Below are 26,700 nucleotides of genomic sequence, written 5' to 3'. Positions count from 1 at the left end.
GCTTACTCCTCAAGGTGTCGAGCGGCCGTACGCCGTGGCGCGTGGACCCATTGCATTGCGGTGCTGGGTCCAATACCGGCACTTTTTGTGCAGCGCCACATAAGATAGCCCTGGGTGCGAAAGAACCAGGGCCGCCAGCTATCGCGAGGTTGAAGATGGCCCGAATTCTGATCGTCGGGAAATTCTATCCTCCCTTTATGGGCGGTATCGAGGAAGTTACCCAGACAGTTGCCGAGAAAGCGGCTGAGCGGCATGATGTCACGGTGCTCGTCAACAACCATGAGCCCGGATCGAAGCGCGAAATGATGAACGGGGTCAAGGTCCTGAGGCAGCACGCGGTAGTGAATTACAAGGCGCAACCGATCAGCTTGCGCATGTTTCGCGGGATCGATCTTGCGCAGTTCGATCTCGTCAACTTCCATTCGCCCAACCCGTATGTGAACGCGCTGTTCGTGCTGCGCCGGGCGCTGCGCGGCGGGCCGCCGGTCGTGGTCACGCACCACATGGACATCTATGGACGCAAGGCGCTGCGCGCGATCTCGCTTCCGTTCATCCGCCACCTGATCCGCTCGGCGACTTCCGTCATCATCACGTCGCACAAGAACTTGCTGGTATCCAACGACCTGCCGCGCGACGCCCATTATGAAGTCGTGCCGCTCGGCCTAAAGCGCGAAGCGTTCGACCCTGACGATGCCCTTCGTGCGGAGGCGCGGCAATGGCGGGCCGGACTATCGGGTGACGCGCCGCTGGTCGGCTTTGTCGGCAGGATCGCGCGCTACAAAGGCCTCGACGTGCTGATGCGTGCGCTCTCCAAGCTGGATGGCGTACATGCGGCGATCGGCGGTGGCGGCGAGTATCTCGCGGCGACGAAGCAAGCGGCGATCGACGCCGGAGTAGCGGACCGCGTTCATTTCGTCGGCCGTATCGATCATCGCACCAAGCTGAAGCTCCTGTGCTCGATCGACGCCTTCGTCTTTCCCTCGACCGAGATCACCGAGGCATTCGGCCTGTCGCAGTGCGAGGCGATGCTGTGCGGAACGCCTGTCGTCGCCAGCGACCTGCCCACTGGTGTCAGCGATGTGTCGATCGACGGGAAGACCGCGCTGTGCGTGCCGCCGGGGGACAGCGATGCACTGGCCGGTGCGATCCGCACGATCATCACCGATCGCGCGCTTGCCGATCGGCTGGCGGCCGCCGGACGCGCGCATGTGTTGGAGAACATGACCTCCGACATCATGGCGGCCCGGACCCTCGACGTGTTCGAGCGGGCGATGGCGCGTCAGGCTAAAGCGGCCTGAATGGACGCGGGGGGCAATCCAGCAGCCACCGGATTGCCCGCCATGCGGGTGCTGCATGTCTGTGACAGCATCGCCGGCGGCACCGGTACCTATCTGACCGAGCTGATCCCCGAGCAGGTACGCCGGCTGGGCAGGGGCAATGTCTGCCTGATCGCGCCCGACAGCCAGACCGACTATTTCGAGGCTGCGCTGCTCGACAGCGGCGTACGAATCGAGACCTTTCGGCGCCCATCGCGCGCCTCCGGTCTATATTTCCTGCGCAACGCGATTGAGGGCATCGTATCCGACTTCCGGCCCGACATCGTGCATGCGCATTCGACCGGTGCCGGTATCGTCACGCGCCTTATCCCGGCGAGGGGCGCCTATAAGCGCATCTACTGTGCGCATGGCTGGTCCTTCGACATCCCGGGCAGCCGGATGCGCCGCTCGCTCATCAGTTTCGCCGAGCGGATGCTCGCCTATCGCGCCGATCGTATCGTCGCCATCTCGTGCTTCGAACATGATCGGGGGGTGGCGATCGGCATACCGCCCGAGAAGATCGTGACCATTCCCAACGGTGTCGCCGATCGACCGCCGGTCGAACGGCCCGCGGAATGGCCGACCGACCGGCTCAAGATTCTGTTCGTCGGCCGCTTCGATCGCCAGAAGGGCCTCGACATCCTCCTCGATGCGGTCGAGCCGCTGGGTGAGCGCGTATCGGTCCGCGCCGTCGGCGCCCCAGTGGTCGACAAGGACTGGGTCCACTATCCGCGGCTGCCCTTCGTGAAATATCTTGGCTGGCTGCACCGGGATGAGGTGGCGGCACAGATGGCCGCCGCCGACATTCTCGTGGTTCCGTCGCGCTGGGAAGGATTCGGGCTGGTCGCGGTAGAGGCGCTGCGGGCGTCGCTGCCCGTGGTCGCGGCATCGGTCGGCGGGCTGACCGAAATCCTAGACCACGGGCAGTACGGCTTCCTTTTTCCCGCGGGCGACAGCCTGACGCTTCGGCGCCTGCTCGACGAACTCGCCCCTGAACGGCTGGCGGCAATGCGCCGGGACATTCGAGCGCGGTATCTCGAACTCTACACCGCGGATCGCATGATCGACGAGATCCACGAGCTGTACGAAGCCGTCCTGAAGGAAGGTCGCGGCGAGCGACCTGCGATGGTCAGTACGGCGTCTCCCGCCGCCGAACGCCCATTTGGGTCACCGTGACATTGGCGGAGCCCGCACCGGCACCCATGATGACGAGGTAGGCGCTGAGCCAGTTCTTGAACGCGATCGTCGGAATGACGAACGGCCGCGTCTTGAGGGTGAGGAGGCATGGCTCATCAGGCCCGAGCTGGCCGGTACCCGCTGGCGAGACGAGGTCGTAGCAGTCGCGCGCCATCCCCGTATTCACCTGCAGCTGAAGATAGATCGCGGCGAGGTTGGTGGGTACGCCGTTCAGGCGCACTTGAGCGAACGCCTCGACCACATCGCCCGCCTGCCAGCGTTGCAAGCGGTTGCCCGACCCAATGACCGGGTCGGCAGCGCCATCGAGCGACTGCTGCAGGCGCCCGTAATCGCCCTGCGCATCGAAGGTACAGGCAAGCGTTACTTCGTTACCGAGCCCGTCGCCGGCAGCGGCAACCGAGACGGTAGTCGTGCCGCCCTGCGCGCGCACGATCCAGTATTGCGGGACGGTGCCCGTCGCGCCGTTGGCTAGCGTCCCGCCGGCACCCACCTGGAACACCGGATTGTCGAGCAGCTGCCGCCGATTGGCGAGGTCGAACAGATCCGCGCCGCTCCGAAGCAGCGGGACGGGCCTGGGCGGGACAATTCGATCGATCAGCTGGGCCAGGCTCTTGCCCCAGCGATAGCCACCGCGGGCGTTGGGGTGCAGCCCGTCATAGGTAAGCCCGGCGCGCATGCGGATCTCGCTGTCCGACGCGCCGCCGTCCCACATCGCGCCGCGCGCATCGTGGACGAACAGATCGGGCGTTGCCTCGGCATATTCGATCAGCCGCGCATTGAGCTCGCGAACCTGTGCGACACGTGCTGTGGGATAGCCGTGGCCGCCCAATTCTAGCTCGAGCACGACCTGCATGCCTGCGGTAATCGCCTTGTCGATCATGGTTTTGAGGTTGGCGAAGGCGGTCGCGCCGCTGGTGGCGAGCGTCGGATAGCTGATGCCGATGTCGTTGGCACCGCCCATCAGATAGAGGAGCCCCGCCCGCGTCGCGGTCGCCGCGTCGATGCGCGCGAGCATCTGGTCGGTGCGATCGCCCGAGGTGCCGAAGGTCTGGCCGATCACCAATCGCTGGCCGAGCAGCGCGTTCGCCCAGTTGAGCGCCGAGCCGCCGCCCCGCGCAAAGCCGTTGGCATTGTCGTTGTAAAGCGCGGCGATCCGGCTGTCGCCGATCGCGGTGACGACGTGGGGTAGCCGGCGTGCCGATCGCACGCCCATGCGCGCCAGGTTGCGCCGTGAGATGCCGCCGAGGGCGCCCGAGGTCCGGGTCATGCTCAGGCCTCCGCGATCAGGTCGGTCGCGGTGGTACCGGTGGCACGCACGTACTGCGCGGCGACGGCGATATAGCTCGCGTCCGGCAGGTTGCGATAGGTGACGTCCTGATCGGCATCGATGCCGCGGAGCACGACGTCGCCGCCCCCGCCGACGTAGATGCCCTTGGGCAGGCGGGCGAGCGGCGCCGCGTCGTCCGGCACGATGCGAAAAGGCGCCGCGGCGGGCGCGAGCGGGGATTCGACGTAATCGCTTCGCATAGGTCACCTCCGTTCGAGAACGGCAGGCGACCTATATGAAAGCCGATCGTGTAGGACAGCGGTTTAACCGCTCCGGTTATAATCCGATCGATGCAGTCGTCTGGAGGCGATCGTTCGACCGGGACGCGATCGTGGTGATTCCGAGCCCCAGACCGGAGCTGGACGAGGACGCGACCGAGAAGTCGGTGACGGCGGCGGCATTCACCCCGAAGCGCGCCGCGTCCATCAACGCGATCGGCGTGCTCGCGGTCGTGGTGGCGAGCAATGCGCTCGCCGCGCTGTTCTGACCGCTCGAAGGCGTGAGGGCGAGGGCCGCCGACGTCACTTTCGTCTCGACCGGTTTTCCGGTCAGAGGGTCATAGGTCGTCAGCGTCTGGGTGCCGGTCGCGTCGGTGACCCGCGTACTGATGCGGGCACCCTTGGCGGTGTAGCTTTCGAGCGTGCTGCCGCCGTTCGCGAAGGTTTCGACGCTCCAGTTGCCATCGGCGAAGCGCGAGGTGATGCTCGACAGCACCCCGCCTTCATAGCGGCTAGTGATAAAATCGCTCGTCGCCGTCACTTCCTGCTTGCTCAGGAGCTTGCCTGTTTCAGGGGCGTAGGTGAGGGTCGTGCGGCTGCCATCGGCCATGGTGCGCAGCGACGTGACCAGTCGGCCGCGGGCGTCGTAATTGCTCTCGGCAACCGCGTTGCTTCCCCGATTGAGCGTGAAGTAGAGCGTCCCGTCGGCGCGATACTGGACGAGCGCGACCGTCTTGCCGTTCTTGTCGAGATAGGTGGACGACTTCGAATAGGGCTGGTTCGTTACGTTGAAGAGGTGGCTCTCGCCCGTTCCATCGGGATTGTTCACCAGCCGGCTGAGCATCGATCCGTCATAGCTGTAGCGCGTGATGGTGGTGACGCCGTTCTCGTCGACGGTGGTGCGAGCGACGATCCGCCCCGCGGTGTCGTAAGTCAGCGTTTCGCGTGCGCCGTTGCTCTCGATCCGCGCCGTGCTCGTCTTGCGACCCGCCGCGTCGTACATCGTCATCGCACGCGCGCCGCTCTGGTAGTTGTTATTCTCGGTGTAATCGAGCGTGCCGTCGGCGTGATAGCGGGTCAGCGACACGGTGCGGCCGGCGCTGTCGAGCACCGACGTCTGCCGGGTATAGCTGCGGCCGCTGATGCCGAACACGTTGATCTCGCTCGACCCATCGGGACGCTGAACGGTCTGTTGGCGCAGGGCGCCGGTTTCGGGATCGTAGGTTTTGTTGGTCGTGACGCCGTTTGCCGCGACCTGGCTCCAGGAGACTGTCGCGCCATTGGCGGCGAAACTGCGTGTGTCGCGAGTGCCATCGGCGGCAGTGCGGGCCGTCGTCGCGAGCTTGCCCGCCGCGTTATAGGTCGCAAAAGCCTTGCCGCCATCCGCCGCGTAGTTCTCGGTTGAATGCATCGTCCCGTCGCCGCGATAGCGCGTGACGGCGGTCACCTTGCCCTTGGCGTCGAAATACTGGTGCTGCTCGGCATAGCCCCGGCCGGTCAGGCCATAGGCGACCTGCTCGACGCGCCCATCGGCATAGTTGATCGTGCGCCGGCTGAGCTGACCCGCCTCGTCGATGACCGAGTGGCTCGAATCGCCGCTCGGCTCGTACACGTCGCGCATGGCCAGGCGCGTGCCCTCATACTGCTCGACGATCTTGCGCCCGCTCTTCTCGATGACGGTGAGCGACTTGAGCAATCCGCCTTCATAGGCGGAGGAGCGGCGCGTGCCGTCGGCATTGTCTTCGGTGACCCACTGAAGGTCGCCCGTCGCCGCGTCGTAGCGCTTGACCGTCCGATCGCCGGCCGCCGAGACGGTGATGTCCTCGACGAGCTTGCCGCCAACATAGCGCAGCTTCTGGTCCGACCCGTCGGCACCGATGACGTGCTGCGACACCAGCACACCCTTCGAGAAGCCGCTGTCGATGGTGGTGACCAGCGCGCCCGTCGAGTCGTACTGCTTGTCCTCGCGCCAGTCGTCGCCCAGCACCGTGGTCACGAAGCTGTAGCCGCCAGCGATCTTGCCCAGCACGTCACCATAGTTGGCGATCATGTCGACGATCGCAGCCTTGGAGGAGACGCGCAGCGCCTGACCGTCGGTCAGGGTCACGCGGCTGAGGTCGGGCGACTGCGCCAGCTTGTCGATCGAGGCCACGAACTGGCTCGCGGTCATTGCGACTTCGGCGTCGAAGTCATGACTGATCTTCGCGACGGCGGCACCCGCACCAACCTCGACGATCAGCGGGCTGTCGCCGACCGACAGGCTGATTCGGTCGACATCGTGATAGACCGCGACGGGGTCGAGCCCCTTCAGCGGGTCATAAACATAGACCGTCTTCTGAACGCTGCCGAAATCGAGCGTCATCGTCGCCGGCGCGATCTCGATCTCTTTCTTGGCCTTGCCGTCCCAAAGCACCGCGTCGCGCCACACCGCGATGTCGAACACACCCTCGCCCTTTGACAGGGTCATGCTGTGCGTGTCCTTGGGCGCGCCGGTCAGCGAAAAGGCGGTTTCGTCCATCACCGCCGACCGGTCGCCCGCAGCCGTCCGGGTGTCCGAGAAAATGGCGTTGAGATTATGAAGCGCCGTGGCCGCGAGCTTCGGCGTGCCGTCGGCCTCGAACAGCCCGAAATGCTGCTCGCGCTCGGGTCGGCCATTGTCGAGGTTGCTGTCGAGCAGCTCGTAGAGGAAAGTCTGCGCCGCGCCGTTTTCGAAGGCGTGAAAAACCGAGGTCAGCGTCAGTTTGGCTTGCACCGCGTCAGTCACGCCCAGCGCGACGGCGCTCGGCAGCGTTGTGAAGCCCGTTTCGGTGATCCAAACCGGGTCACCGCTCGATCCGGTCTTGGCCAGTGCGATCGACTCTTCCATCTGCCGATCGCCCGACGCGCCGGTCGGCGTATAGGCGTGCGAATTCGCGAAGTCGGAGTAAGCACCGAGATCGCCGAGCGCCTGATAGGTCGCCTTGTCCTCGTTGCCGACGGTCAGGTTGATGACCGGAATGTCGCTCAGCGCCGCCGACCCCTTAATCGCGGCGTAGAGACCCCGCTGCACTACTGCCGCGGCGTCGAGCCCGCTCACGTCGAGATGCTTGATCTCGCTGAGATTGACCTCGTTCAGCCCCTCGACCGCAAGCAGGCCGCCTGGATGGTCAGCGCGGAACTTCGTCAGTTCGGTGACGAACCGGTCGAAGCCCTCATTCCCCTCCAGCGCGCGCTCGCGCGAGTAGATGAAGTCGAACTTGATCCCCGCATCAGCCAGCGCTGTGACCGTGGCGCCCCCGACGCCGTTCACCGCGAAAGCGTCGCGAACCCTGTCGATGCCCAGATAATTAAGACTGCGCAGGACCATGCTGCTGTTGGCATAGCCATCGAGCCCCGGTCCCGAGTGGATGTTAACGCCAACATGCGCAAGAAACCCCGCAGCCGAAGCCGCTTTTTGCCCGACGCTCATCTAACAATTTCCTGAGATTGCCCCGCCTCACGTATGTTGCGAGACGCGAAAGATATTGTTGCCAGATGAACCTAATTGGGCGGCAACCAAAAGTGTTTCGCGACCATGTGGGCGGGAGGGACGACCAATGGCTTTACGTGGCCTTAGGGATTGCGCGGCTACAGGCTATGTCCGCTCGGAAGGGTCGATCGAGCGGCGGGGGCCGCGGTCGTCCGATCCGGCGCGCGAGGGCGCTTCGAGTGGTTCAGATGCTGAAATCAATCGATGTTTGAAGGGCGTATCGCGGACGAGAGCGGACTGGAGTCGCTCGTCGCTCTGCTCGCTATCCATCATGTCTCGGCCAGCGCGGAGCAATTGCGCCACGAGGTGGGTCATTTCAATTCGCTGAGCGGGGACGATCTGGTCCGCATCGCACGCCGCATACAAGGTGTCCGGGCCAAGCGCGTTCTCGCGCGCTGGGACGACCTTGACCGTCTGCCATTGCCGGCGATCGCCGATGGTCCGGGCGGTTGGTTTCTGGTCGGGCGGGTCATCGACGACGAGGTGCTCGTCCAGCGTGCCAGTGAGGACGTGACGAAGGTCAGCCGCGCGGCGTTCGAGCAGATGTGGAACGGTGCGCTCGTCCTCATCACCACACGCGAGAGCGGGCGGCTGGCGCAGCGCGGCTTCGACGTGTCGTGGTTCCTGCCGCAGATCGTGCGCTATCGCCGGTTGATCGGCGAAGTGCTGCTGATCACGCTTGTCCTTAATCTGCTCGGCCTCGCCGCGCCGCTGTTCTTCCAGGCCGTCGTCGACAAGGTGCTGGTGCATCAGGCCGTGTCGACGCTGACGGTGCTGGCGATCGGCTTCGTCGCGGTATCGCTGTGGGAAACGGCGTTCGGCTGGCTACGAACGCGACTTTATTCCGAGACGAGCCAGAAGATCGACGTCGAGCTCGGTGCCCGCCTGTTCCGCCATCTCCTCTCGCTGCCGCTGGGCTTTTTCGAAAAGCGCCGCGTCGGCGATACGGTGATGCGCGTCCGCCAGCTGGAGACGATCCGCGAGTTTCTGACCAACGCCTCGCTGACGGTGCTCGTCGAGCCCCTCTTCGCGATTGTCTTCCTCGTCGCGATGGCGCTCTATTCGCTGAAGCTGTTCCTCATTTCGCTGATCGCCTTGCCTGCCTTCTTCATCGTCGCGTTCGCGCTGACAGGGCCGCTCCGCCGGCGCATCGACGAGAAGTTCGAACGCGGCGCCGCCAACAATGCGCTGCTGGTCGAGAGCATCGGCGGCATCCAGACGATCAAGGCCGCCGCTGTCGAGCCGCAATGGCGTGAGCGCTGGGAGCAGCAACTGGCCGGCTATTCGACCGCCAACCAGCGCGTGATCGACCTTAGCAACACCGGCAGCCAGGCGATCCAGCTGATCTCGAAGCTCAATACCGCCGCGCTCCTCTATTTCGGCGCGCTTGCGGTCATGAACAACGAGTTGACCGTCGGCGGGCTCGTCGCGTTCAACATGTTCGCACAGCGGGTCGCCGCGCCGGTCATCCGCATGGCGCAGCTGTGGCAGGAGTTTCAGCAGGTCCGCATGTCGGTCGACCGACTTGGCGACATCCTCAACCAGCCGGCCGAGCCCGTGGCGGCGAGTGCGGCCGCGCTGCCGGCGCTGCAGGGCAGCATCCGTTTCGAGCAGGTGCGCTTCCGCTACGACAGAGAGGGACCCTATACGCTCGACGGGATCAGCCTCGATATCGCAGCGGGCACCACGCTTGGCATTGTCGGGTCGTCGGGATCGGGCAAGTCGACGCTGACCAAATTGCTCCAGCGGCTCTACCTGCCCGAACAGGGCCGGGTGCTGGTCGACGGGATCGACATCGGTCAGATCGACCCGGCCTGGCTGCGCCGCCAGATCGGCGTGGTGCTTCAGGAGAACATCCTCTTCAACCGATCGGTGCGCGACAATATCGCCATCGCCAATCCGGCGATGCCGATCGAGCAGGTGATCGCCGCGGCCGAACTGGCCGGGGCGCACGAGTTCATCGGGCGGATGCCGCAGGGCTATGACACGCTGATCGAGGAGCGGGGCAGCAACCTGTCCGGCGGCCAGCGCCAGCGGCTCGCGATCGCACGCGCACTCTCCACGAGCCCGCGCGTCCTGATCTTCGATGAGGCGACCTCGGCGCTCGATGCCGAAAGCGAGGAGATCGTGCAGAACAATCTGCAGGCGATCGCCAAGGGGCGGACGGTCATCATTATCGCCCATCGCCTGTCGGCGATCCGCCAGTGCGACCAGATCGCGGTGATCGAGCGCGGCTCGATCGTCGACATGGGATCGTGGCACGAGCTGGTGCACCGCGAGGGGCGCTTCCGCGAACTGCATCAGCGACAGATCGGCGTTGCCGCCGGGGTGGGCGCATGAACGCGATCAGTCGCAGCGCCGTGATGATCCGGTCGGCCATGTTGGCCGAACGCGAGCGCGAGCGGGCGTATCGCATGATCCGCGAGCCCGAGTTCCTGCCCGCCGCGCTCGAGGTGCTCGAGCGGCCAGTGTCGCCCACGGCGCGGGTGACGGCCTGGCTGCTGATCGCCGCGCTGCTCGCGACGCTTGCTTGGCTGGTTTTCGGCCGGGTCGACGTCGTGGTTTCGGCGCCCGGCAGCACATCGCCGCAGGGCAGCGTCAAGCTGGTGCAGGCGCCCGATGGCGGCATCATTCGCAGGCTGCTCGTGCGAGAGGGCGATCCGGTGCGGAAGGGCCAGCTGCTGATCGAGCTCGATCCGACGCAGGCGCGGGCCGTGGTGGCGCAGAGCCGTGCCGAGCTGCAGGGCGCAGCGCTCGCCTATGCGCGCGCTCAGGCGGTGGTGGACGCGCTGACCACCGGGCGGGTGGTGTTTCGCGCACCGGCCGGCGTCGCGGCAGAGGATGCGGCCGCGCAGCGCCGACTGGTCGAGGCCGACCTCGCGGCCCTTCGCGCGCAGACCGCCGAGTTCGAGGCCGCGCGCGCCGCCTCCTCCGCCGACGTGGCGGCCGCGAACGCGCAACAGCGCGCCTCCGCCGCGGCGCTGCCCAAGCTCGACGAACAGATCGCTGCGATCCGCAAACTGACCGAGCGCGGCTATGCCCCCCGGCTCCGGCTGGTCGAGATGGAGCGGCAACGTGCGATCGAGGCGGGCAACGCCCGCGCGCTCGCCGCGCAGGCGGCACGAGCCCGTGCGGAAACCGCGCGCGCGGCCAGCCAGCTCGCCAAGACCGGCGAAGGGGCCAGACAATCGGCGCTCGCGTCGTTGGCGGAGGCACGGACCCAGCTCTCCGTCCGCCAGGCGGAACATCGGCGCGCGGTGGAGATGGAGGCGCACACGCGCCTGCGCGCGCCCGAGAACGGCACGGTCCAGCAGCTTGCCGTGCATACGGTCGGCGGCGTCGTCGAACCGGCCAAGCCGCTGATGGTGGTCGTGCCGGAAGACGCCTTGCTGATCGAGGCGCAGCTCCCCAACCGCGATATTGCCGCGGTCCGCGCGGGCAGCATCGCCGATGTGAAGTTCGACGCCTATCCCTTTACCCGTTACGGCTCGGCGCGGGGCAGGGTCGTGTCGGTCAGCAAGACCTCGGTCGCCGACGACAAGGGGCGGTCATTCTACATCGTCCGCATAGCGCTCGATTCGCGCCATCTGACCCATGACGGACAGCAGGTGCTGCTGACCTCGGGCCTTGCCACCACCAGCGACATTCGCGTCGGCAAGCGGCGGCTGATCGACTATCTGCTCGAACCGGTGCTCGACCTGTCGGGCACTGCGGGGCGGGAACGCTGACGTGATTGCGCTTGTATCGGCGGCACGCAACGCGTAAGGCGGTGCCAACGTTCGGAGGCATTCCTTCGACGACCCTTGTCATTTACACGATTTGGACCGGAGTTCGGCGGCTTTATGCAAATCATCGTTCGCGACAACAATGTGGATCAGGCGCTTCGGGCGCTGAAGAAGAAGCTTCAGCGTGAGGGCGTCTATCGCGAGATGAAGCTGCGCCGCCACTACGAGAAGCCGAGCGAGAAGCGCGCGCGTGAGCGCGCCGCCGCGGTCCGCCGCGCCCGCAAGCTGGAGCGCAAGCGCCTGGAGCGCGACGGCGCCCGGTAAGTCCGCCGGCCGGTCGCATGCGGCCGGCTTGCCGATGAGGTTGCGACAGGGCGGCGGCAATCGCCGCCCTTCTCTTGTGCAAAGGCCCCTGTTTCATGTCGATTACCGCAGTTCCGATTGCCCCCGTCAAGCGCGGCTATCTCGTTTGGCTGTGGATCGGGATCGCGGCGGCGCTTCTTCTCGGCTTTGCGCTTGCCTGGAAGGGAACGGCAGCGGTCATCGCCGATCGGGGCTCGAACGCGCAGTTCCTCAGCTACAATGCGGGTCAGCCGGGCGTTGTGCAGACGGCGAGCGGCCTTCAGTACCGCGTGCTCGAGAAGGGGACGGGCACCGCCAAGCCGACGGACGAAGACCTGGTGCTTGTGAACTACAAGGGAACGCTGCGCGACGGCACCGTCTTTGACGAGAGCCGCCAGCCGACCCCGATGAGCCCCAAGGGCGTGGTGCCCGGCTTTGGCGAGGCGGTGAAGCTGATGCCCAAGGGGTCGAAGTACCGGTTCTGGATCAAGCCCGAACTCGCCTACGGGGCCGAGGCGCGCACCGACCCGCGGACGGGCCAGGAAGTGCTGCCCGCCAACTCGCTCCTCATCTTCGATGTCGAGCTGGTTGACTTCGTGCCCGAGGCGATGGTCCGCCAGATGCAGCAGCAGCAGATGATGCAGCAGGGCGGCGGGGCACCGGGCGGCAATCCTGCGGACGCCGCGCCGCGCCCCTGACGCGCGCGGACGTCACAGCCGGGCGTGATATGCCCGGTACCAATCGACGAACCGCGTGATTCCTTCGGCCAGCGAGGTCTTCGGCGCAAAGCCGTTATCACGCGCGATTGCGTCGATGTCGGCGTAAGTGGCCGGCACGTCACCCGGCTGCATCGGCCGATTGTCACGAATTGCCTTCTTCCCGCATGCCGCCTCGATCAACTCGATAAAGGTGCCGAGCTGTTCGGGCTGGTTGTTGCCGATATTGTAGAGGACGTGCGGCGCGTGGCTGCCACCGGCCTTGCGCGCGCCGTCGTCGGCGGGCGGCCGGTCGAGGCACCCAATCACCCCAGCAACGATGTCGTCGATATAGGTGAAATCGCGCTGCATCCGTCCTTCGTTGAAAACCTGGATTGGGCGTTCCTCTAGGATGGCACTGGTGAACAGCCACGGCGCCATGTCCGGCCGGCCCCATGGGCCATAGACGGTGAAGAAGCGCAGGCCGGTCTGCGGGATGCGATAGAGATGGGCATAGGTCTCGCTCATCAACTCGTCCGCGCGCTTGGTCGCGGCATAGAGCGAGACGGGATGATCGACCCGGTCCTCGACCGCGAACGGCAGCTTGGCATTGGCGCCGTAAACCGAAGAGGATGAGGCATAGACGAGGTGGGCAACGCCGCGGTCGCGGGCCAGCTCGAGCATGTTCACGTGCCCGACCAGGTTCGAGCGAACATAGGCATGCGGGTTTTCGAGCGAATAGCGGACGCCCGCCTGTGCGCCGAGATGTACGATCCGGTCGAACTGGACCCCGGCGAGCGCCGCGCCGAGCGCAGCCTCGTCGGCGAAATCGAGGCGAAGGAAAGTGAAGGCGTCGCCGTGCCGGTCCGCCAGATGCTGAAGTCGGGCGGTCTTGAGCCGCGGGTCGTAATAGGCGTTGAGGTTATCGAGGCCGATCACCTGTTCGCCGCGCGCGAGTAGCGCATCGGCGACATGCATTCCGATAAACCCCGCCGCACCGCTGACCAGAACCGCCATTGCTTCCCCGAACACTAGACACGTGTCGCTTAGGGCAGGAAGCTTTGCAAAGCGTCAAGGAGGGTGCGGCCTGGCGAAGTTCCACTCGGGGCCGAACTAAGCGGCTGGCGCGGTACCCCCCGCCAGCTTCGCTTCGAGCGCGTCGACCCGCGCCTTGAGCGCGTCGTTCTCGTCGCGAGCCGCTGCCGCCATTGCCTTCACGGCCTCGAATTCGTCGCGCGAGACGAAGTCGAGACCGCCGATCCACTCACGCGCGCGTTCACGCGCGGCCGACTCCGCTTCGCGGCCCATGCCGGCGATCGTGCCCGCGGCGCCATTCAGGATCTTGGCGAGGTCGTCGAACAGGCGGTTTTCGGTCTGCATGGGTCGGATATCCAATCGGTTCGAAGCTGAATCTGGGTGGTCGCGCCGGCCGGCACAAGGGTCTCGCCCTCGGGATTGCGCCGGTCGATGTCGAAGGCGAGGATCGAGGCGAAGCTGAGCCAGGCGAGATAGGGCACCAAGAGCCACGCCGCCTGCCGCCGCACGCGCGCAAAGGCGAAGGTGGTCGCGATCGCGAGCGCGAGGATGACGATGATCTGGACCGCCGCGACGCTCACCAGATGCATTCCGAAGAACACGATCGACCAGCTGAGATTGACTGCGAACTGCGCCGCAAACAGGGCGATCGCGATCCCGCGTCCCTTGGCGCCGCGCGCATCGAGGATCATCGCGAGCGCAAAGCCCATCAGCGCGTAGAGGATCGACCAGACGATCGGAAAGGCGGCGCCCGGCGGCTGCCAGCTCGGCTTCGACAGCGCCATGTACCAGGGATTTGCGTCGCCCGACGGCACCACCGCGCCCGCGGCAAATCCGAGGAACAGGACCAGCGGCACCGTCACGAACGACCACCTGGCGAACGACCAGCGGAGTTGTCCCTTCGAGGCGATCTCGCGCATTCCCATCCCTTGCTTCAGGTCAGCCGACTCGGTGCCCTAGCGGGGCGTGCCGCCGCCATCAATCGGGCGAAGGACCGGCACGGCGTGCCGAAATCAGAAACTCGACATTGCCCTCGGGCCCGGTGATCGGGCTTTCGACGATCCCCTCGACCGTCCAGCCGATGCCGGTCAGCCATCCGGCGACCTCGTCGCAGACGCGGGCATGGACGGCGGGATCGCGCACGACGCCGCCCTTGCCGACCTCCTCGCGCCCCGCCTCGAACTGCGGCTTGATCAGCGCGACGAGGCGGCCGCCGGGGGAGACAAAGGCAAGGGGGCGTTCGAGCACCTTGGCGAGGCCGATGAAGCTCGCGTCGCAGACGACGAGATCGACGCTCTCGGGAATGTGCGCGTCAGTGAGGATGCGCGCGCTCGTCTGTTCGTGAACGACGACGCGGTCGTCCTGGCGCAGTTTCCAGGCGAGTTGGTTGGTGCCCGAATCGACGGCGTACACGCGCGCCGCCCCGCGGGTCAGCAACACGTCGGTGAAGCCACCGGTCGACGATCCCACGTCGATTGCCACCATGCCAGTCACCACGATGCCGAAATGCGTAAGCGCATGGTCGAGCTTTAGTCCCCCGCGCGAAACCCAGGGATGATCGCGCCCGCGCACCTCGATCGCGGCATCTTCGGGCAGGGCGGTGCCCGGCTTGTCGAGCTTTCGCTCGCCCGAGAAGACGAGCCCCGCCATCACCAGCGCCTGCGCACGCGTGCGGCTCTCGGCAAGGCCACGATCGACGATCAGCTGGTCGAGGCGCTTCTTGGGCATCGGCCGCGCCTACCCGGTAACGGCCCGACGCAAAAGCCCTGCGACGAGCCGCATGGCCATTGTACACCATAGAAGTAGGAATTAAATCGGGGGTGACGAGGCGGTGGTCTGCCGGCCGTACCCTAGAGCGACTTTGCGGCGCCGCCTCGTCACCTGACTTCAAGGAGAACGGCCATGACGATCTTCTCCGAAACCGCAGCGCGGCCCGCCGTGCTGACGGTGCCCGGCCTCGGCAACTCGGGGCCCAGTCACTGGCAGAGCCTGTGGGAAGACTCGCTGCCCGACACGCATCGGGTCGAGCTCGGCATGTGGAACAAGCCGCATCGCAACGCCTGGGTGACGAAGCTCGACCAAGCGATCCGCACGACGCGCGCGCCGGTGGTGCTGGTGGCGCACAGCCTTGGCTGTCTGGCGGTTGCATGGTGGGCGACGCTGTCGCCGCAGCCCTATGGCTGGCCGGTCGCCGGCGCGCTGCTGGTGGCTCCCGCCGATGTCGATCGTCCCGACGTCCACCCCGACATCGCCGCGTTCAAGCCATCGCCGCGCCAGCTCCTGCCGTTCCCGTCGATCCTCGTCGCCTCGACCGACGATCCGTGGATCGAGAACGAGAAGGCGCGCAGCCTGGCGGCGCAGTGGGGCAGCCATTTCGTCGATGCCGGCGCGCAGGGGCATCTCAACGCCGCCAGCGGGATCGGCAGCTGGATCGAGGGGCAGGAGCTGCTCGAACGCGTGATCGACGCGGGCGCCGACCGGCGCGGCCAGCCGCGCAATCCGGGCGAAGCGCGCCAGGTGCTGTCGGTCAATGCCACCGAGGCGGCCGAGCGGCATTATTTGCGCTGACTCTCTCTACGTCACCCCGCCCCCCGAGCCGAGGTGACGGTGTGGTCAGGGTTAATCCGGCAAGCCCGCGCGCAATTCCTCGATCCACACCCGCGCATTCCCGTCCGACGGCGCGCGCCAGTCGCCGCGGGGTGACAGCGCCCCCGCCGCGGCCACCTTCGGTCCGTTGGGGATTGCCGAGCGCTTGAATTGGCTGGTGCGGAAGAAGCGGTCGAGGAACGACTCCAGCCACTTGGCGATCGTGGCGAGGTCGTAAGCACCCCGCGCCGCCTCGGGCAGGTTCGCCGGCCAGTGCCCGGCATCCGCATCGTTCCATGCGTGCCAGGCGAGGAACGCGATCTTCGACGGCGACAGGCCCAGCCGCACGACATGGTGCAGGAAGAAGTCGTGCAGCGCATAGGGGCCGATCCGCCCCTCGGTCGACTGCATCGCGCCGCTTTCGTCGGCGGGGACCAGCTCGGGACTGATCTCGGTACCGAGGATCACTTCCAGCACCCGGTCGGTGCCCTCGTCATACTGCCCGCTCGCGATCGTCCAGCGGATCAGGTGCTGGATCAGCGTCTTGGGCACGCCGGCATTGACGGCATAATGGCTCATCTGGTCGCCGACGCCGTAGGTACACCAGCCGAGCGCGAGCTCGGACAGGTCGCCGGTGCCGAGCACGATCCCCCCGCGCTGATTGGCGAGGCGGAAGAGATAGTCGGTGCGCAGCCCCGCCTGCACATTCTCGAACGTCACGTCGTACTGCGGCTCGCCCGCGGCGAAGGGGTGGCCCATGTCCTTGAGCAGCTGGTTGGCGGCGGGGCGGATGTCGATCTCCTCGCCCGTCACGCCCAGCGCGCGCATCAGCCCCCAGGCGCTCGCCTTTGTGGTGTCGCCAGTCGCAAATCCCGGCATGGTGAAGCCGAGGATATCGCCGCGCGGATAGCCGAGCCGGTCGAACGCCTTGGCGGCGACGAGCAGCGCGTGCGTCGAATCGAGCCCGCCCGACACGCCGATCACCAGCCGCTTCGTCCCCGTCGCGGCGAGGCGCTGGCGCAGCCCCTCGACCTGGATGTTGAACGCCTCGTAACAGTCGGCGTCGAGCGTCTCGGGGGTGTCGGGCACGAAGGGATAGCGGCGCACGATCCGCTTCAGTCCCACGTCGGCGAAATCGGGCTGGTGGTAGAAGGCGATGCGGCGGAAGCGCGTTTCGGGATGCCCGTTCGCCGCCGCACAGTCGTTGAAGGTGCCCGTCCGCGCGCGCTCGAGCCGCAACCGGCCGGCATCGACGTCGGCGATCACCAGCTCGCTGGCGAGATCGAAGCGGTCGGAGATGGTGAGTAGTTCGCCGAGCTCATGCACCATCCCCTGACCGTCCCAGGCGAGGTCAGTGGTGCTCTCGCCCGGCCCGCTCGCCGAATAGACATAGGCGCTCATCGTCCGCGCCGAATGCGCCGCCGAGAGCAGCATCCGCTCGCGCGCCTTGCCGACGACGATGTTCGAGGCCGACAGGTTGGCGAGGATCAAGGCCCCCGCCATCGCCCCGGCGGTCGAAGGAGGGAGCGGTGCCCAGTAATCCTCGCAGATCTCTGCATGGAAGATGAAGTCGGGCAGGTCGGCGGCGGCGAAGATCAGGTCGGGGCCGAAGGGCGCGACCTGTCCGGCAAGCGCGATCTCCAGACCCGACAGGCCGACACCGGGCGCGAACCAGCGCTTCTCGTAATATTCGCGATAGTTGGGCAGGTAGCTTTTTGGCACCACCCCCAGGATGCGGCCGCGCGCGACGACGATCGCGCAGTTGTAGAGCCGCCCATTGCGTCGCACCGGCGCGCCGACCAGCAGCACGGGCCGGATCGCCGCACTCGCCTCGACGATCCGCGCGATCCCCGCCTCGACGCCTCCGAGCAGCGCATCCTGCATATGGAGGTCGTCGATCGCATAGCCGCTGAGGTTGAGTTCGGGGAACACGACCAGATCCACCGCCGCGGCATCGGCCTCGTGTGCCAACCGGACCGCATGCTCGGTCGCCGCCGCCGGATCGGCGACGACACCCGGCGGCGTCGCGGCGGCGACGCGGACGAAGCCATGGGCATGGTGCGACCAGAAACGGTGCGTCAAGAAAGCGCCTCCTCGAACATCTTCAGCGCCACGCGCACCGCGGCGATCCGCGTGGGTCCGCGTCCGATATCACCGAAATGTTCCGCGCGGTGCATCGTTTCGCCGTCCACCCGGGCGCAGCCGAAGTGGACGAGGCCCGTTTCGTCGTCGGGGCCGCCCGCGCCCGCAAAGCCGGTGATCGCGACGGCGACCTGTGCCCGGCTCGCCGCGAGCGCGCCATCGGCCATTGCGACGGCGACGTCATGGCTGACGGCGTTGCACCGCTCGACCATGTCGCGGGCGAGATGGAGCAACTCGCATTTCGCCTCGATCGAATAGGTGACGAAGCCGCGCTCGAACGCGCTCGACTTGCCCTCGACATCGGTCAGCAGCGAGGCGAGCAGGCCGCCGGTGCAGCTTTCGGCGGTAGCGAGTCGCCAGTCACGCGAATCGGCCAGATCGAGCACGCGGGCGGCCAGCGTTTCGACATCGTCGGGAAGGGCTGGGGAGAGTTCGTCGGCTTCGCTCATCCGCCGGAACGTAGGGCGGACAAAAAAACCTGCCCATAAAGCGTATTAGCTCTTGGCGGCGTAGACCAGCGCACCCTCGCCCAGATGGTCGAACACCCGTTGCAACTCGGCTTCGCCGACCGCGAAACAGCCCTGGCTGCGGCCGAGCTTGCCGTGCGTCGTCAGCATGTCCTTGTTCGCATACCAGGCGGCGTGAATGACGATAGCGCGGGCGAGCGCGTTCGAATTGGTGGGATCGAGCCCGACCAGCCGCTGCGACCGCCCGTGCTGACCGACATAATAGTCGCTGGCGATGAACGCGCCTTCGCACGTCGCCTCGGACCCGTCGTCGTTCGAGAAACGCTGGAGGAAAGAGGTGTGGCCGGGGTCAGATCCGATGCCGTGCGCCACCAGGAGCTTGTCGACGCGTCCATTGGCGAGATCGACGAGGGCGAGGCGCGAGCGGTACGAGGCAGGGGTGAAGTCGATGATCGCGATGCGGTCGCGCTGGCGAAGCTGGCCGGCATTGGCGTCGCGCGCGGCGACGGCGCGCTCGACCAGTGCCTGCGCGACGCCCGGCACGCGCGGGAGCGGGGCAGGGGCGGCAGCGACAGGAGTCGGCTGGGGCACCGGCGCAGGCTGCGGCACAGGCTTGGCGCCGAGGCTGCTTACCGACTGGAGCGGCTGGCGCATGCAGCCCGGCACGAACAGCGCGGCAGCGGCGATCCCGCCCGCGCGCAGCATCCCTCGCCGGGACGCGGTTCCGGTTAACAAATCGTTCACGATGAGCTAAGCCCCAACATTGGTCTTGGCATATGCGAGCGTATAGCATGATGGGGCTGCAAAAGCGGGGACTTGACTTGGCCTCGGCTGCGAGTTCGTCCCGCTGTGACCACGACTCGCCGACATCGGCACGAAGGTTGCGGCGCACCGGGGCGTTGATTGCGGGCCTGCTGATCCTGATCACTGGGGGTTCGTTGCCTGCATATGCGCAACTTCCCGACCTCGAATCGCGAGCGCAATCGCTGCGGAATGGCGAGCATGTCTGGGCCGATCGTGGGGGCGCGGGCGCCGTTGCGATCGTCATCAGTCTCGCGGACCAGGTTGCCTATGTCTATCGCGGCGGCGCCCTGATTGGAGTCTCGACCGTCTCCACCGGCAAGCCGGGCAAATCGACGCCCGTGGGCGAGTTCACCATTCTTCAGAAGAAGGTCTTCCACCGGTCGAACCTCTACTCGAATGCGCCGATGCCCTATATGCAGCGGCTGACGTGGACGGGCATCGCGCTCCATGCGGGGCAGCTGCCGGGCTATCCCGCTTCGCACGGCTGCATCCGCTTTCCGGCCGCATTCGCCAAACAGCTCTATGCGATCACCGACATGGGCGGGGCGGTTCGCGTGGTGGCAGACCTGCCGGGCGGGCCCGCGCGCCAGCAGCCGCGCGAGTTGCCGCCGGTGCAGGTGGCGCGGGCTTCGCGACCCGCAGCACCCGTCGCGCCGGTGCTGGTGGCCGATGCCGGCAGCGCCCTGCGCCACGACGATGCCGCGCGCGCGGGCGATGAAAGCGCCGCGCCGCGGATCGAACTGGCGGCGGAAACCGCGTCCTTTGTCTCCTATGACGCCGTCTTCGCTCAAGGCTACGGCGCCCGCGGCGCGAACTAGGCCGCCTCTGGCTTTTGTCCCGGCCAGTCGTCGGGCGCCAGGGCAGGCAATGCGCAAAGATCCTCGCGCCGTCCCTCGAAGCGCAGTGTCTCGCCGAAGCTCAGCCGGTCGGGTGCCACCGCGTGCAGCGTCTCGCCGACCCCGCCGACGCCGCCGCAGCCGATGACGAGATAGGCGATGGCGTGGTTCTCGCAGCCGAGCATCGCGTCGGCGACATGGCCGATCGCGGTCCCGTCGCGATCGACGACGCGCGCGCCGACGATAGTGCCGAGCGCGATCTTGGTTTCGGCATCGGTGTCGCGGCTGTCGCGCTGTGCCCGCTCGCCGCCCTTGTCGTAGCGCGCCTGCCGCCCCAGCCAGCGCCAGATGCCGACCAGGTTGACGATCGTGAGGAAGCCATTGGTGAGGAGCAGGTTGGTCTGCCCGGAGGAGAGCCCGACCAGCGACCAGGCGACCGATCCGACCGCAAACACGACAAATCCCCAGCCGGTGACGCGCGCGCCCAGATTAGCCGCGGTCATCATTGCCGCGATCATCGTCGCGGCCGGGGCGATCCATCCGGCGAGGTTGCTAAGTGTCTCCATCTGACCGCGAAACGCGGCTGTTGAAGGCGCGTTCCTTTAGCTGGCGAGGCGGATCGAAGGCACCTCGTTGACGCTCGGCTGCGGCTGGTCAGGCCAGATGCCGCGGGTGTCGTAGACGTGCTTGCTGGCGCGCTCCTCGAGCGGGACCGAGCGGAAGACGTCGTGATCGACGAGCACGATCAGGATCGGGCAAGTCTCGAGCGCGGTATCGATGTCGATCAGGCTGGCGCCGCTGCCGTCGAATGCCTTGGGCAGCGCGTCGGCATAGGGCTCGACGATGCGGACGCGCTCACCGAAACGGTGGGCGAGGGTGGCGGCCACCTTGAGCGCCGGGCTTTCGCGGAAATCGTCGATATTGGCCTTGAACGCGAGGCCGAGGCACGCGACCGGCACGGCCGGCATCGCCTCGATCAGCGCCTCGGCGCGGCCGATCGTATAGCCGGTCTTCGCATCGTTGACCTCGCGCGCGGTGCGGATCAGCGGCGTGTTCTCCGGGTCGCCGTGGACGAGGAACCAGGGATCGACGGCAATGCAGTGGCCGCCAACGCCCGGGCCGGGCGACAGGATATTGACCCGCGGGTGCCGGTTGGCGAGGCGAATGACCTCCCAAACGTCGATGCCGAGATTGCCCGCGACCACCGACAATTCGTTGGCGAAGGCGATGTTGACGTCGCGAAAGGCGTTTTCGGTGAGCTTCGTCATCTCCGCCGCGCGCGCGGTGGTGGTGACGCACGCGCCGCGCACGAATCGGCGATAGAATTGCAGGGCCTTGCGCGCGCATCGCGGCGTGATGCCGCCGATGACGCGATCATTGTCGATCAGCTCGACCAGGATGCGGCCGGGCAGCACCCGCTCGGGGCAATAGGCGATGGCGATGTCGGGCGTGCCCGGTCCCATGCCCGGCACCTTCAGGTCGGGGCGGAGCTTCGCCAGCAGGTCGCGAACCTTCTCTGTCGTGCCGACGGGCGAGGTCGATTCGAGGATGACGACGTCGCCGGCCTTCAACGCCGCGGCGATCGTCGTCGCGGCCTTGAGCACATAGCCGATGTCGGGCGCGTGATTGTCGCCGAAGGGCGTCGGCACCGCGATGACGAACACATCGGCGGGTTCGATCAGCGTCGAGGCGCGCAGATTGCCGCGTGCGACCACGCCTGAGACGAGGCCGTCGAGGTCGATTTCCTCGATATGCACGCGCCCCGAATTGACCGTCTCGACGACCGCTTCGCTCACGTCGATGCCCAGCACCTGCGCGCCCGTGCGGGCGATCACCGCGGCGGTGGGCAGGCCGATATAGCCGAGCCCGAGAACCGCGACCTTCAGTTCAGCGTCGGTGGGCATCCGCGACAAGCTCCGATATCCGTGCCGCGGCATGGCCGTCGCCGAACGGATTGTGGGCGCGGGCCATCGCGGAATAGGCCGCCTTGTCGCCGAGAAGGCTGAAGATTTCGGAAACGATACGCGCCGGGTCGGTATCGACGAGCCGCGCGGTGCCGGCCTCGACCCCTTCGGGCCGTTCGGTCGTCTCGCGCATGACCAGCACCGGCTTGCCGAGTGCGGGCGCTTCCTCCTGCACGCCGCCCGAATCGGTGAGGACGATCGTCGACAGGTCGAGCGCGCGGATGAAGTGGGGATAGTCGAGCGGATCGATCCGCGCGATGTTGGGCCGGTCGCCCAGCATCGCGTCCATCACCGACACCACATTGGGGTTGGGGTGACAGGGAAAGACGATCGCCGTGTCGGGCCGGTCGGCGATCGCGGCGATGGCGCGGGCGATATTCTCCATGCCGCCCCCGAAATTCTCGCGCCGATGGGTGGTGACGAGGACGATCCGCTTGCCCGCGAACCGTGCCGCGAGGTCGTCCAGCCCGGCGGCAAGTTCGGGCCGCGCCTCGATCCTGGCGCGGGTCCAGTGGAGCGCGTCGATCACCGTGTTGCCGGTGACGTGGATCGTGGCGGGGTCGATATTCTCCCGGCGCAGCGCGTTTGCCGCGGTTTCGGTCGGGGCGAAGTGCAGGTCGGCGATCGGCGCGACGATGCGGCGGTTCACTTCCTCCGGCCAGGGATGATGGATGTCGCCCGAACGCAGCCCCGCCTCGACATGCGCGACGGGGATCTTGCGGTAATAGGCGACGAGCGCGCCGACCATCGCGGTCGCGGTATCGCCCTGCACGATCACCCGGTCGGGCCGTTCGGCATCCATCACCTCGCCAAGACCCGTCAGCAGCCGCGCGGTCAGCCGATCAAGGCTCTGGCCCGGCTCCATCAGGTCGAGGTCTATGTCGGGGGTCAGCCCGGCAATCTCCAGCACCTGGTCCAGCAGCCCGCGATGCTGTGCGGTGACACAGGTTGTGACGTGCAGCCCCGGCTGGTCGCGCAGCGCCGCGACGACGGGGAACAGCTTGATGGCTTCCGGCCGGGTGCCGAAGACGGTGAGGACGCGGGTCATGGCCCCCGCTTTAGCGTTGCAGGGTGAAGCAAGCGCTAACCCGCTTCACGCGAACAAGTCGGGCTCGCGCAGGCGCAGCGCCTGAAGCAGCACCATCAGCTTGCCGTCGATACCGCCTGGATCGTGGGTGAGCGCCCACAAATCGACAAGAGAACGCTCGTGGACGACGATGTGCTCATCTTCGTGCGCCAGACCGCCGCCCGTGCCGATCCGGTCGGCAGCGGTATAGCGGGCGAGGAAATAGTCGAGCCGCTCGGTCGTCGCGCCCGGCGTTGTCCAGACATGGCCGACATGCGCCAGATCGTCCAGCCGGACGCCTGCTTCCTCCAGCGCCTCGGCGCGGGCGACCGCCTCGGGCGCGGCGTCGCGATCGATCGCGCCGGCGATCGCTTCGACCAGTCCCGGATGCCCCATGTGGAGCAGCGGCGCGCGCGGCGTCTCGATCACCAGCGCCGTCTGCCGCTCCGGATCGTAGGGCAGCACCGAGACCGCGTGCCATAGCCGAACGACATGGCGCACAAATGGGGTGCCGCCGTCGATTCTGAGATGCAGGCGCACAACGTCGAGCCAGGCCTGGTAGGGCGTGTCGCGCCCGACGATCTCGATGTGCGCTTGTGAAGAATTGACTTCGCTCAACCTGCCCTCCAGCCTCTGCCGCGACAGGGAAGGACACAGCCGATGGCCGAACGCAAGCTGATCGCAGGCCACGCCGTCCGCCGCGTGCGCCGGCAGCTGGGCCTCACACAAGCGGCGATGGCGGAGGCGCTCGACATCTCGCCAAGCTATCTCAACCTCGTCGAGCGCAACCAGCGGCCCATCTCGGCTACTTTGCTCGTGCGGCTGGCCGAGCGGTTCGACTTTGACGCGCGCACGCTGGCGGCGAGCGAGCCGGGCGGCGGCGCGGCGGCGATGCGGCGGCGGCTGGCCGATCCGATGTTCGCCGACCTCGACATCGACCGCGGCGAGCTCGAGGAATGGCTGGCGAGCGCGCCGGGCGGGGCGGAGGCGTTCGCGCGCGCTTTCGATTCGCGGGGCGCCGCGGGGGCGGGGCTCGACGACGGACACGACCGCGTCGCGCGGGAGGTGCGCCGCGCGATCGAGCATTGGCGCAACCATTTCCCCGATCTCGACGCGGCAGCTGAAGCGCTCGCCGACGAGCTTCGCCTCGCAAACGGCGACCTGGGCCAAGCGCTGGCCGAGCGGCTGCGCACCCGGCACCAACTGTCGGTGCGCATCCTTCCGGTCGAGGTGATGCCCGACCGGCTGAAGCGGCTCGACCTCCATGCCCGCCAGCTCCAGTTGTCCGAACTGCTCGATCCGGCCAGCCGCATCTTTGCCATGGCCGAGCGGCTGGCGGGCGAAGTGCAGGGGGAGGTCGATGCGATCGTCCGCGGCGCCGGGTTGTCGGACCGTATCGCCGATCGGCTGCTTCGCCGCCATGTCATCGGCTATTTCGCGGCCGCGGTGATGATGCCCTATGCTCGTTTCCTGCGCGCGTGCGAGGCGACGGGCTATGACGTCGAACTCCTGCAACGCCGCTTCGGCGCGGGGTTCGAGCAGGTGGCGCACCGGCTGACGACGCTGCAGCGGGTGGGCGCGCGCGGGCTCCCTTTCTTCATGCTCCGCGTGGATCGGGCGGGACAGGTGTCGAAACGCTATGCCGGGGCAAGCGTGTCGCCCTTGGTCGAGGGCGGGCTCTGTCCGCTGTGGGACGTGTTCGCGGCGCTCGCGCGGCCGGGCGAACTCGTGACGCAACTGGTCGAGAGTGAGGATGGCGGCCGCTGGCTGACGATGGCCCGGAGCGTGCAGCCGCATGCCGGGCCGGTGGGCGGCGTGCGCGGGCGGTTCGCCGTGGCGATCGGCGTGGCGGCGGCGGAAGCAGGCGGCCTCGCCGCGGCGCGCGGCGTCGACCTTGCTGGCCGGGCGATGCCAATCGGCCTCGGTTGCACCGCCTGCACCCGCCCCGACTGCTCGCAGCGGAGCGCCCCGCCGTCAGGAAGGACCCGCATCGTCAGCGATCGCGAGGCGGGCATGACGCCGTTTGCGTTCGGCGGGGATTAGCCAGCAAACGTCTGCGCGAGCAGCGTCACGTTGAGACCGATGACGATGAAGCAGATCGCCCAGGCAACGACCTTGAGCACTGGCCCGTTGACGAAGCCACCCATCAGCTTTCGATCGCTGGTGAAGCGAACGAGCGGCCAGACCGCGAAGGGCAATTGCAGGCTCAGTACGACCTGGCTGAGGATCAGGAGCTGCGCGGTGCCGCTCTCGCCATAGAGCGCCGCGACTACCGCCGCGGGCACGATCGCGATCAGCCGGGTGACGAGGCGGCGGAGCCAGACGGGTAGCCGGATCTTGAGGAAGCCCTCCATCACGATCTGGCCGGCGAGCGTGCCCGTCACCGTGGAGTTCTGGCCCGAGGCGAGCAGCGCGACGGCGAACAGCGTGCTGGCGAGGCCGACGCCAAGCATCGGCGTGAGGAGCTGATACGCCTCCTGGATCTCGGCGACTTCGGTGCGGCCGGCGGTGTGGAAGGTGGCGGCCGCCAGGATCAGGATCGAGGCGTTGATGCAGAAGGCGAGGGCGAGCGCCACCGTCGAATCGATCGTCGCAAGCTTCAGCGCGTCGCGGCGTCCGGCCTCGTCCTGCGTAAAGGAGCGCGTCTGCACGATAGAGCTGTGGAGATAGAGATTGTGCGGCATCACCGTCGCGCCGAGGATGCCGATGGCGATGTAAAGCATCGCCGGGTTGGTGACGATCTGCGGCGAGGGGACCAGCCCCGCCGCCACTGCGGCCCATTCGGGCTGCGCGAAGATCAGCTCGGCGAGGAAGCACCCCGCGATGATGACGAGCAGCGCGACGATGAACGCCTCGAGCTTCCTGAACCCGAAGCGCTGGAGCGCGAGGATCAGCATCACGTCGACCGCCGTGATCGCGATGCCGGCGACGAGCGGAATGCCGAACAGGAGTTGCAGCGCGATCGCGGTGCCGATCACCTCGGCCAGGTCGCAGGCGATGATCGCCAGTTCGCACAGCGCCCACAGGACATAGCGTGCGACCGGACCATATTGCTCGGCGCAAGCCTGGGCGAGATCGCGGCCGGCGACGATCCCGAGCTTGGCGGACAGCGACTGGAGCACCATCGCCATCAGGTTGGAGAAGAGGATGACCGACAGGAGCGTGTAGCCGAACGCCGACCCGCCGGCGATGTCGGTCGCCCAGTTGCCGGGGTCCATGTAACCGACCGCGACCAGATAGCCCGGCCCCGCGAACGCCCCCAGCCGCCGCCAGAACGAGGCAGCGGGCGCCGGCACCGCAATGGTGCGATAACTTTCGGGCAGGCTCTGGCTAAGCCCTGCGTCCATCGTCGCGCTGGCCGGCGGCGGTGGTGCCATCCCTTTATTCCCCTTGGCGGTTCGATCGCACCCGCACCCCTAACGCAAAGGCGGTCGCTTGGCTGCATCCTTCGTCCGGACCGATCGTTGAGGGT

24 protein-coding genes are annotated in these 26,700 nt (G+C 67.1%); 9 read left to right on the top strand and 15 right to left on the bottom strand.

Annotation, left to right across the window (positions count from 1 at the left end; all coding sequences use genetic code 11):
• The first annotated feature begins 41 nt into the window (after window positions 1–41).
• Both COC42_RS16585 and COC42_RS16580 read left to right on the top strand, forming a co-directional pair.
• Complete coding sequence (locus COC42_RS16585) at window positions 42–1,298, top strand: glycosyltransferase (RefSeq protein WP_141395876.1); 1,257 nt, start codon at window positions 42–44, stop codon at window positions 1,296–1,298.
• On the top strand, window positions 1,299–2,492 hold the full coding sequence (locus COC42_RS16580; protein WP_096344471.1) for a glycosyltransferase family 4 protein: 1,194 nt from the start codon (window positions 1,299–1,301) through the stop codon (window positions 2,490–2,492).
• Here the strand turns inward: COC42_RS16580 and COC42_RS16575 are convergent.
• From COC42_RS16575 to COC42_RS16565, 3 genes are all read right to left on the bottom strand, one after another.
• Window positions 2,446–3,780: an SGNH/GDSL hydrolase family protein gene (locus COC42_RS16575; RefSeq protein ID WP_096344470.1), complete on the bottom strand. Its 1,335-nt coding sequence runs from the start codon at window positions 3,778–3,780 to the stop codon at window positions 2,446–2,448. The genes COC42_RS16580 and COC42_RS16575 overlap by 47 nt on opposite strands.
• Before the next feature lie 2 nt (window positions 3,781–3,782).
• A complete protein-coding gene (locus COC42_RS16570) occupies window positions 3,783–4,040 on the bottom strand; it encodes a spike base protein, RCAP_Rcc01079 family (RefSeq protein ID WP_096344469.1) in 258 nt (85 codons plus the stop codon).
• Window positions 4,041–4,116: 76 nt separating this feature from the next.
• Complete coding sequence (locus COC42_RS16565; protein ID WP_096344468.1) at window positions 4,117–7,506, bottom strand: RHS repeat domain-containing protein; 3,390 nt, start codon at window positions 7,504–7,506, stop codon at window positions 4,117–4,119.
• Between the two features lie 264 nt (window positions 7,507–7,770).
• Here COC42_RS16565 and COC42_RS16560 point away from each other — a divergent pair, with 264 nt between their 5' ends.
• The 4 genes from COC42_RS16560 (at window position 7,771) to COC42_RS16545 (ending at window position 12,331) form a co-directional block, all read left to right on the top strand.
• Window positions 7,771–9,906, top strand: coding sequence for a type I secretion system permease/ATPase (locus COC42_RS16560; RefSeq protein ID WP_096344467.1), 2,136 nt, complete (start codon window positions 7,771–7,773; stop codon window positions 9,904–9,906).
• Window positions 9,903–11,294 carry an HlyD family type I secretion periplasmic adaptor subunit gene (locus COC42_RS16555; RefSeq protein WP_096344466.1) on the top strand — a complete coding sequence of 464 codons (1,392 nt, stop codon included), beginning with the start codon at window positions 9,903–9,905 and terminating at the stop codon, window positions 11,292–11,294. The genes COC42_RS16560 and COC42_RS16555 overlap by 4 nt, the downstream gene beginning before the upstream one ends.
• 114 nt (window positions 11,295–11,408) lie before the next feature.
• Window positions 11,409–11,615 (top strand): 30S ribosomal protein S21, encoded by a 207-nt coding sequence (gene rpsU / locus COC42_RS16550; RefSeq protein WP_034160206.1) that lies wholly within the window; start codon window positions 11,409–11,411, stop codon window positions 11,613–11,615.
• Between the two features lie 95 nt (window positions 11,616–11,710).
• A complete protein-coding gene (locus COC42_RS16545; protein WP_096344465.1) occupies window positions 11,711–12,331 on the top strand; it encodes an FKBP-type peptidyl-prolyl cis-trans isomerase in 621 nt (206 codons plus the stop codon).
• A 12-nt stretch (window positions 12,332–12,343) separates the two neighbouring features.
• Here COC42_RS16545 and COC42_RS16540 read toward each other — a convergent pair whose 3' ends face one another.
• The 4 genes from COC42_RS16540 to COC42_RS16525 all read right to left on the bottom strand — a co-directional run bounded on the left by COC42_RS16540 (window position 12,344) and on the right by COC42_RS16525 (window position 15,091).
• The gene (locus tag COC42_RS16540; protein ID WP_096344464.1) at window positions 12,344–13,345 is read right to left on the bottom strand and encodes an NAD-dependent epimerase/dehydratase family protein; all 1,002 of its coding nucleotides are present in this window, start codon (window positions 13,343–13,345) and stop codon (window positions 12,344–12,346) included.
• Between the two features lie 96 nt (window positions 13,346–13,441).
• Window positions 13,442–13,708: an accessory factor UbiK family protein gene (locus tag COC42_RS16535; protein ID WP_096344463.1), complete on the bottom strand. Its 267-nt coding sequence runs from the start codon at window positions 13,706–13,708 to the stop codon at window positions 13,442–13,444.
• The gene (locus tag COC42_RS16530) at window positions 13,663–14,283 is read right to left on the bottom strand and encodes a TspO/MBR family protein (RefSeq protein ID WP_096344462.1); all 621 of its coding nucleotides are present in this window, start codon (window positions 14,281–14,283) and stop codon (window positions 13,663–13,665) included. Before COC42_RS16530 ends, COC42_RS16535 begins: the two co-directional genes overlap by 46 nt.
• A 58-nt stretch (window positions 14,284–14,341) precedes the next feature.
• Complete coding sequence (locus COC42_RS16525; RefSeq protein ID WP_096344461.1) at window positions 14,342–15,091, bottom strand: TlyA family RNA methyltransferase; 750 nt, start codon at window positions 15,089–15,091, stop codon at window positions 14,342–14,344.
• A gap of 174 nt (window positions 15,092–15,265) precedes the next feature.
• On the opposite strand from COC42_RS16525, the gene COC42_RS16520 reads away from it, so the two are divergent.
• Window positions 15,266–15,931 (top strand): RBBP9/YdeN family alpha/beta hydrolase, encoded by a 666-nt coding sequence (locus COC42_RS16520; protein ID WP_096344460.1) that lies wholly within the window; start codon window positions 15,266–15,268, stop codon window positions 15,929–15,931.
• Window positions 15,932–15,982: 51 nt separating this feature from the next.
• On the opposite strand, the gene COC42_RS16515 is transcribed toward COC42_RS16520, so the two are convergent.
• From COC42_RS16515 to COC42_RS16505, 3 genes are read right to left on the bottom strand one after another with little or no spacing between them, the layout of a single operon-like run.
• A complete protein-coding gene (locus tag COC42_RS16515; protein WP_096344459.1) occupies window positions 15,983–18,031 on the bottom strand; it encodes an NAD(+) synthase in 2,049 nt (682 codons plus the stop codon).
• On the bottom strand, window positions 18,028–18,540 hold the full coding sequence (locus COC42_RS16510) for a CinA family protein (protein WP_096344458.1): 513 nt from the start codon (window positions 18,538–18,540) through the stop codon (window positions 18,028–18,030). The genes COC42_RS16515 and COC42_RS16510 overlap by 4 nt, the downstream gene beginning before the upstream one ends.
• A 45-nt stretch (window positions 18,541–18,585) precedes the next feature.
• On the bottom strand, window positions 18,586–19,302 hold the full coding sequence (locus COC42_RS16505) for a murein L,D-transpeptidase catalytic domain family protein (protein WP_245844338.1): 717 nt from the start codon (window positions 19,300–19,302) through the stop codon (window positions 18,586–18,588).
• 194 nt (window positions 19,303–19,496) lie between these two features.
• On the opposite strand from COC42_RS16505, the gene COC42_RS16500 reads away from it, so the two are divergent.
• Window positions 19,497–20,180 (top strand): L,D-transpeptidase family protein, encoded by a 684-nt coding sequence (locus tag COC42_RS16500; protein WP_245844336.1) that lies wholly within the window; start codon window positions 19,497–19,499, stop codon window positions 20,178–20,180.
• Here COC42_RS16500 and COC42_RS16495 read toward each other — a convergent pair.
• Genes COC42_RS16495 through COC42_RS16480 form a run of 4 tightly spaced genes read right to left on the bottom strand, consistent with a single transcriptional unit; the run spans window position 20,177 to window position 23,846 of the window.
• A complete protein-coding gene (locus COC42_RS16495; RefSeq protein ID WP_245844334.1) occupies window positions 20,177–20,764 on the bottom strand; it encodes a PRC-barrel domain-containing protein in 588 nt (195 codons plus the stop codon). The two genes, COC42_RS16500 and COC42_RS16495, sit on opposite strands and share 4 nt — an antisense overlap.
• 36 nt (window positions 20,765–20,800) lie before the next feature.
• Window positions 20,801–22,102 carry a UDP-N-acetyl-D-mannosamine dehydrogenase gene (wecC, locus tag COC42_RS16490; protein ID WP_096344456.1) on the bottom strand — a complete coding sequence of 434 codons (1,302 nt, stop codon included), beginning with the start codon at window positions 22,100–22,102 and terminating at the stop codon, window positions 20,801–20,803.
• The gene (gene wecB, locus COC42_RS16485; RefSeq protein ID WP_096344455.1) at window positions 22,086–23,210 is read right to left on the bottom strand and encodes a non-hydrolyzing UDP-N-acetylglucosamine 2-epimerase; all 1,125 of its coding nucleotides are present in this window, start codon (window positions 23,208–23,210) and stop codon (window positions 22,086–22,088) included. The genes wecC and wecB overlap by 17 nt, the downstream gene beginning before the upstream one ends.
• Window positions 23,211–23,255: 45 nt before the next feature.
• Window positions 23,256–23,846, bottom strand: a complete 591-nt coding sequence (locus COC42_RS16480) for an NUDIX domain-containing protein (protein ID WP_245844332.1) — start codon at window positions 23,844–23,846, stop codon at window positions 23,256–23,258.
• A 42-nt stretch (window positions 23,847–23,888) separates the two neighbouring features.
• On the opposite strand from COC42_RS16480, the gene COC42_RS16475 reads away from it, so the two are divergent.
• Window positions 23,889–25,271 carry a helix-turn-helix domain-containing protein gene (locus tag COC42_RS16475; protein ID WP_096344454.1) on the top strand — a complete coding sequence of 461 codons (1,383 nt, stop codon included), beginning with the start codon at window positions 23,889–23,891 and terminating at the stop codon, window positions 25,269–25,271.
• Here COC42_RS16475 and COC42_RS16470 read toward each other — a convergent pair.
• Window positions 25,268–26,605 carry an Nramp family divalent metal transporter gene (locus tag COC42_RS16470; RefSeq protein WP_096344453.1) on the bottom strand — a complete coding sequence of 446 codons (1,338 nt, stop codon included), beginning with the start codon at window positions 26,603–26,605 and terminating at the stop codon, window positions 25,268–25,270. The genes COC42_RS16475 and COC42_RS16470 overlap by 4 nt on opposite strands.
• Window positions 26,606–26,700: the final 95 nt, after the last annotated feature.

Source organism: Sphingomonas spermidinifaciens, from assembly GCF_002351485.1.
Taxonomy (GTDB): domain Bacteria; phylum Pseudomonadota; class Alphaproteobacteria; order Sphingomonadales; family Sphingomonadaceae; genus Sphingomonas; species Sphingomonas spermidinifaciens.
This window is presented reverse-complemented; position numbering and strand designations above follow the sequence as displayed.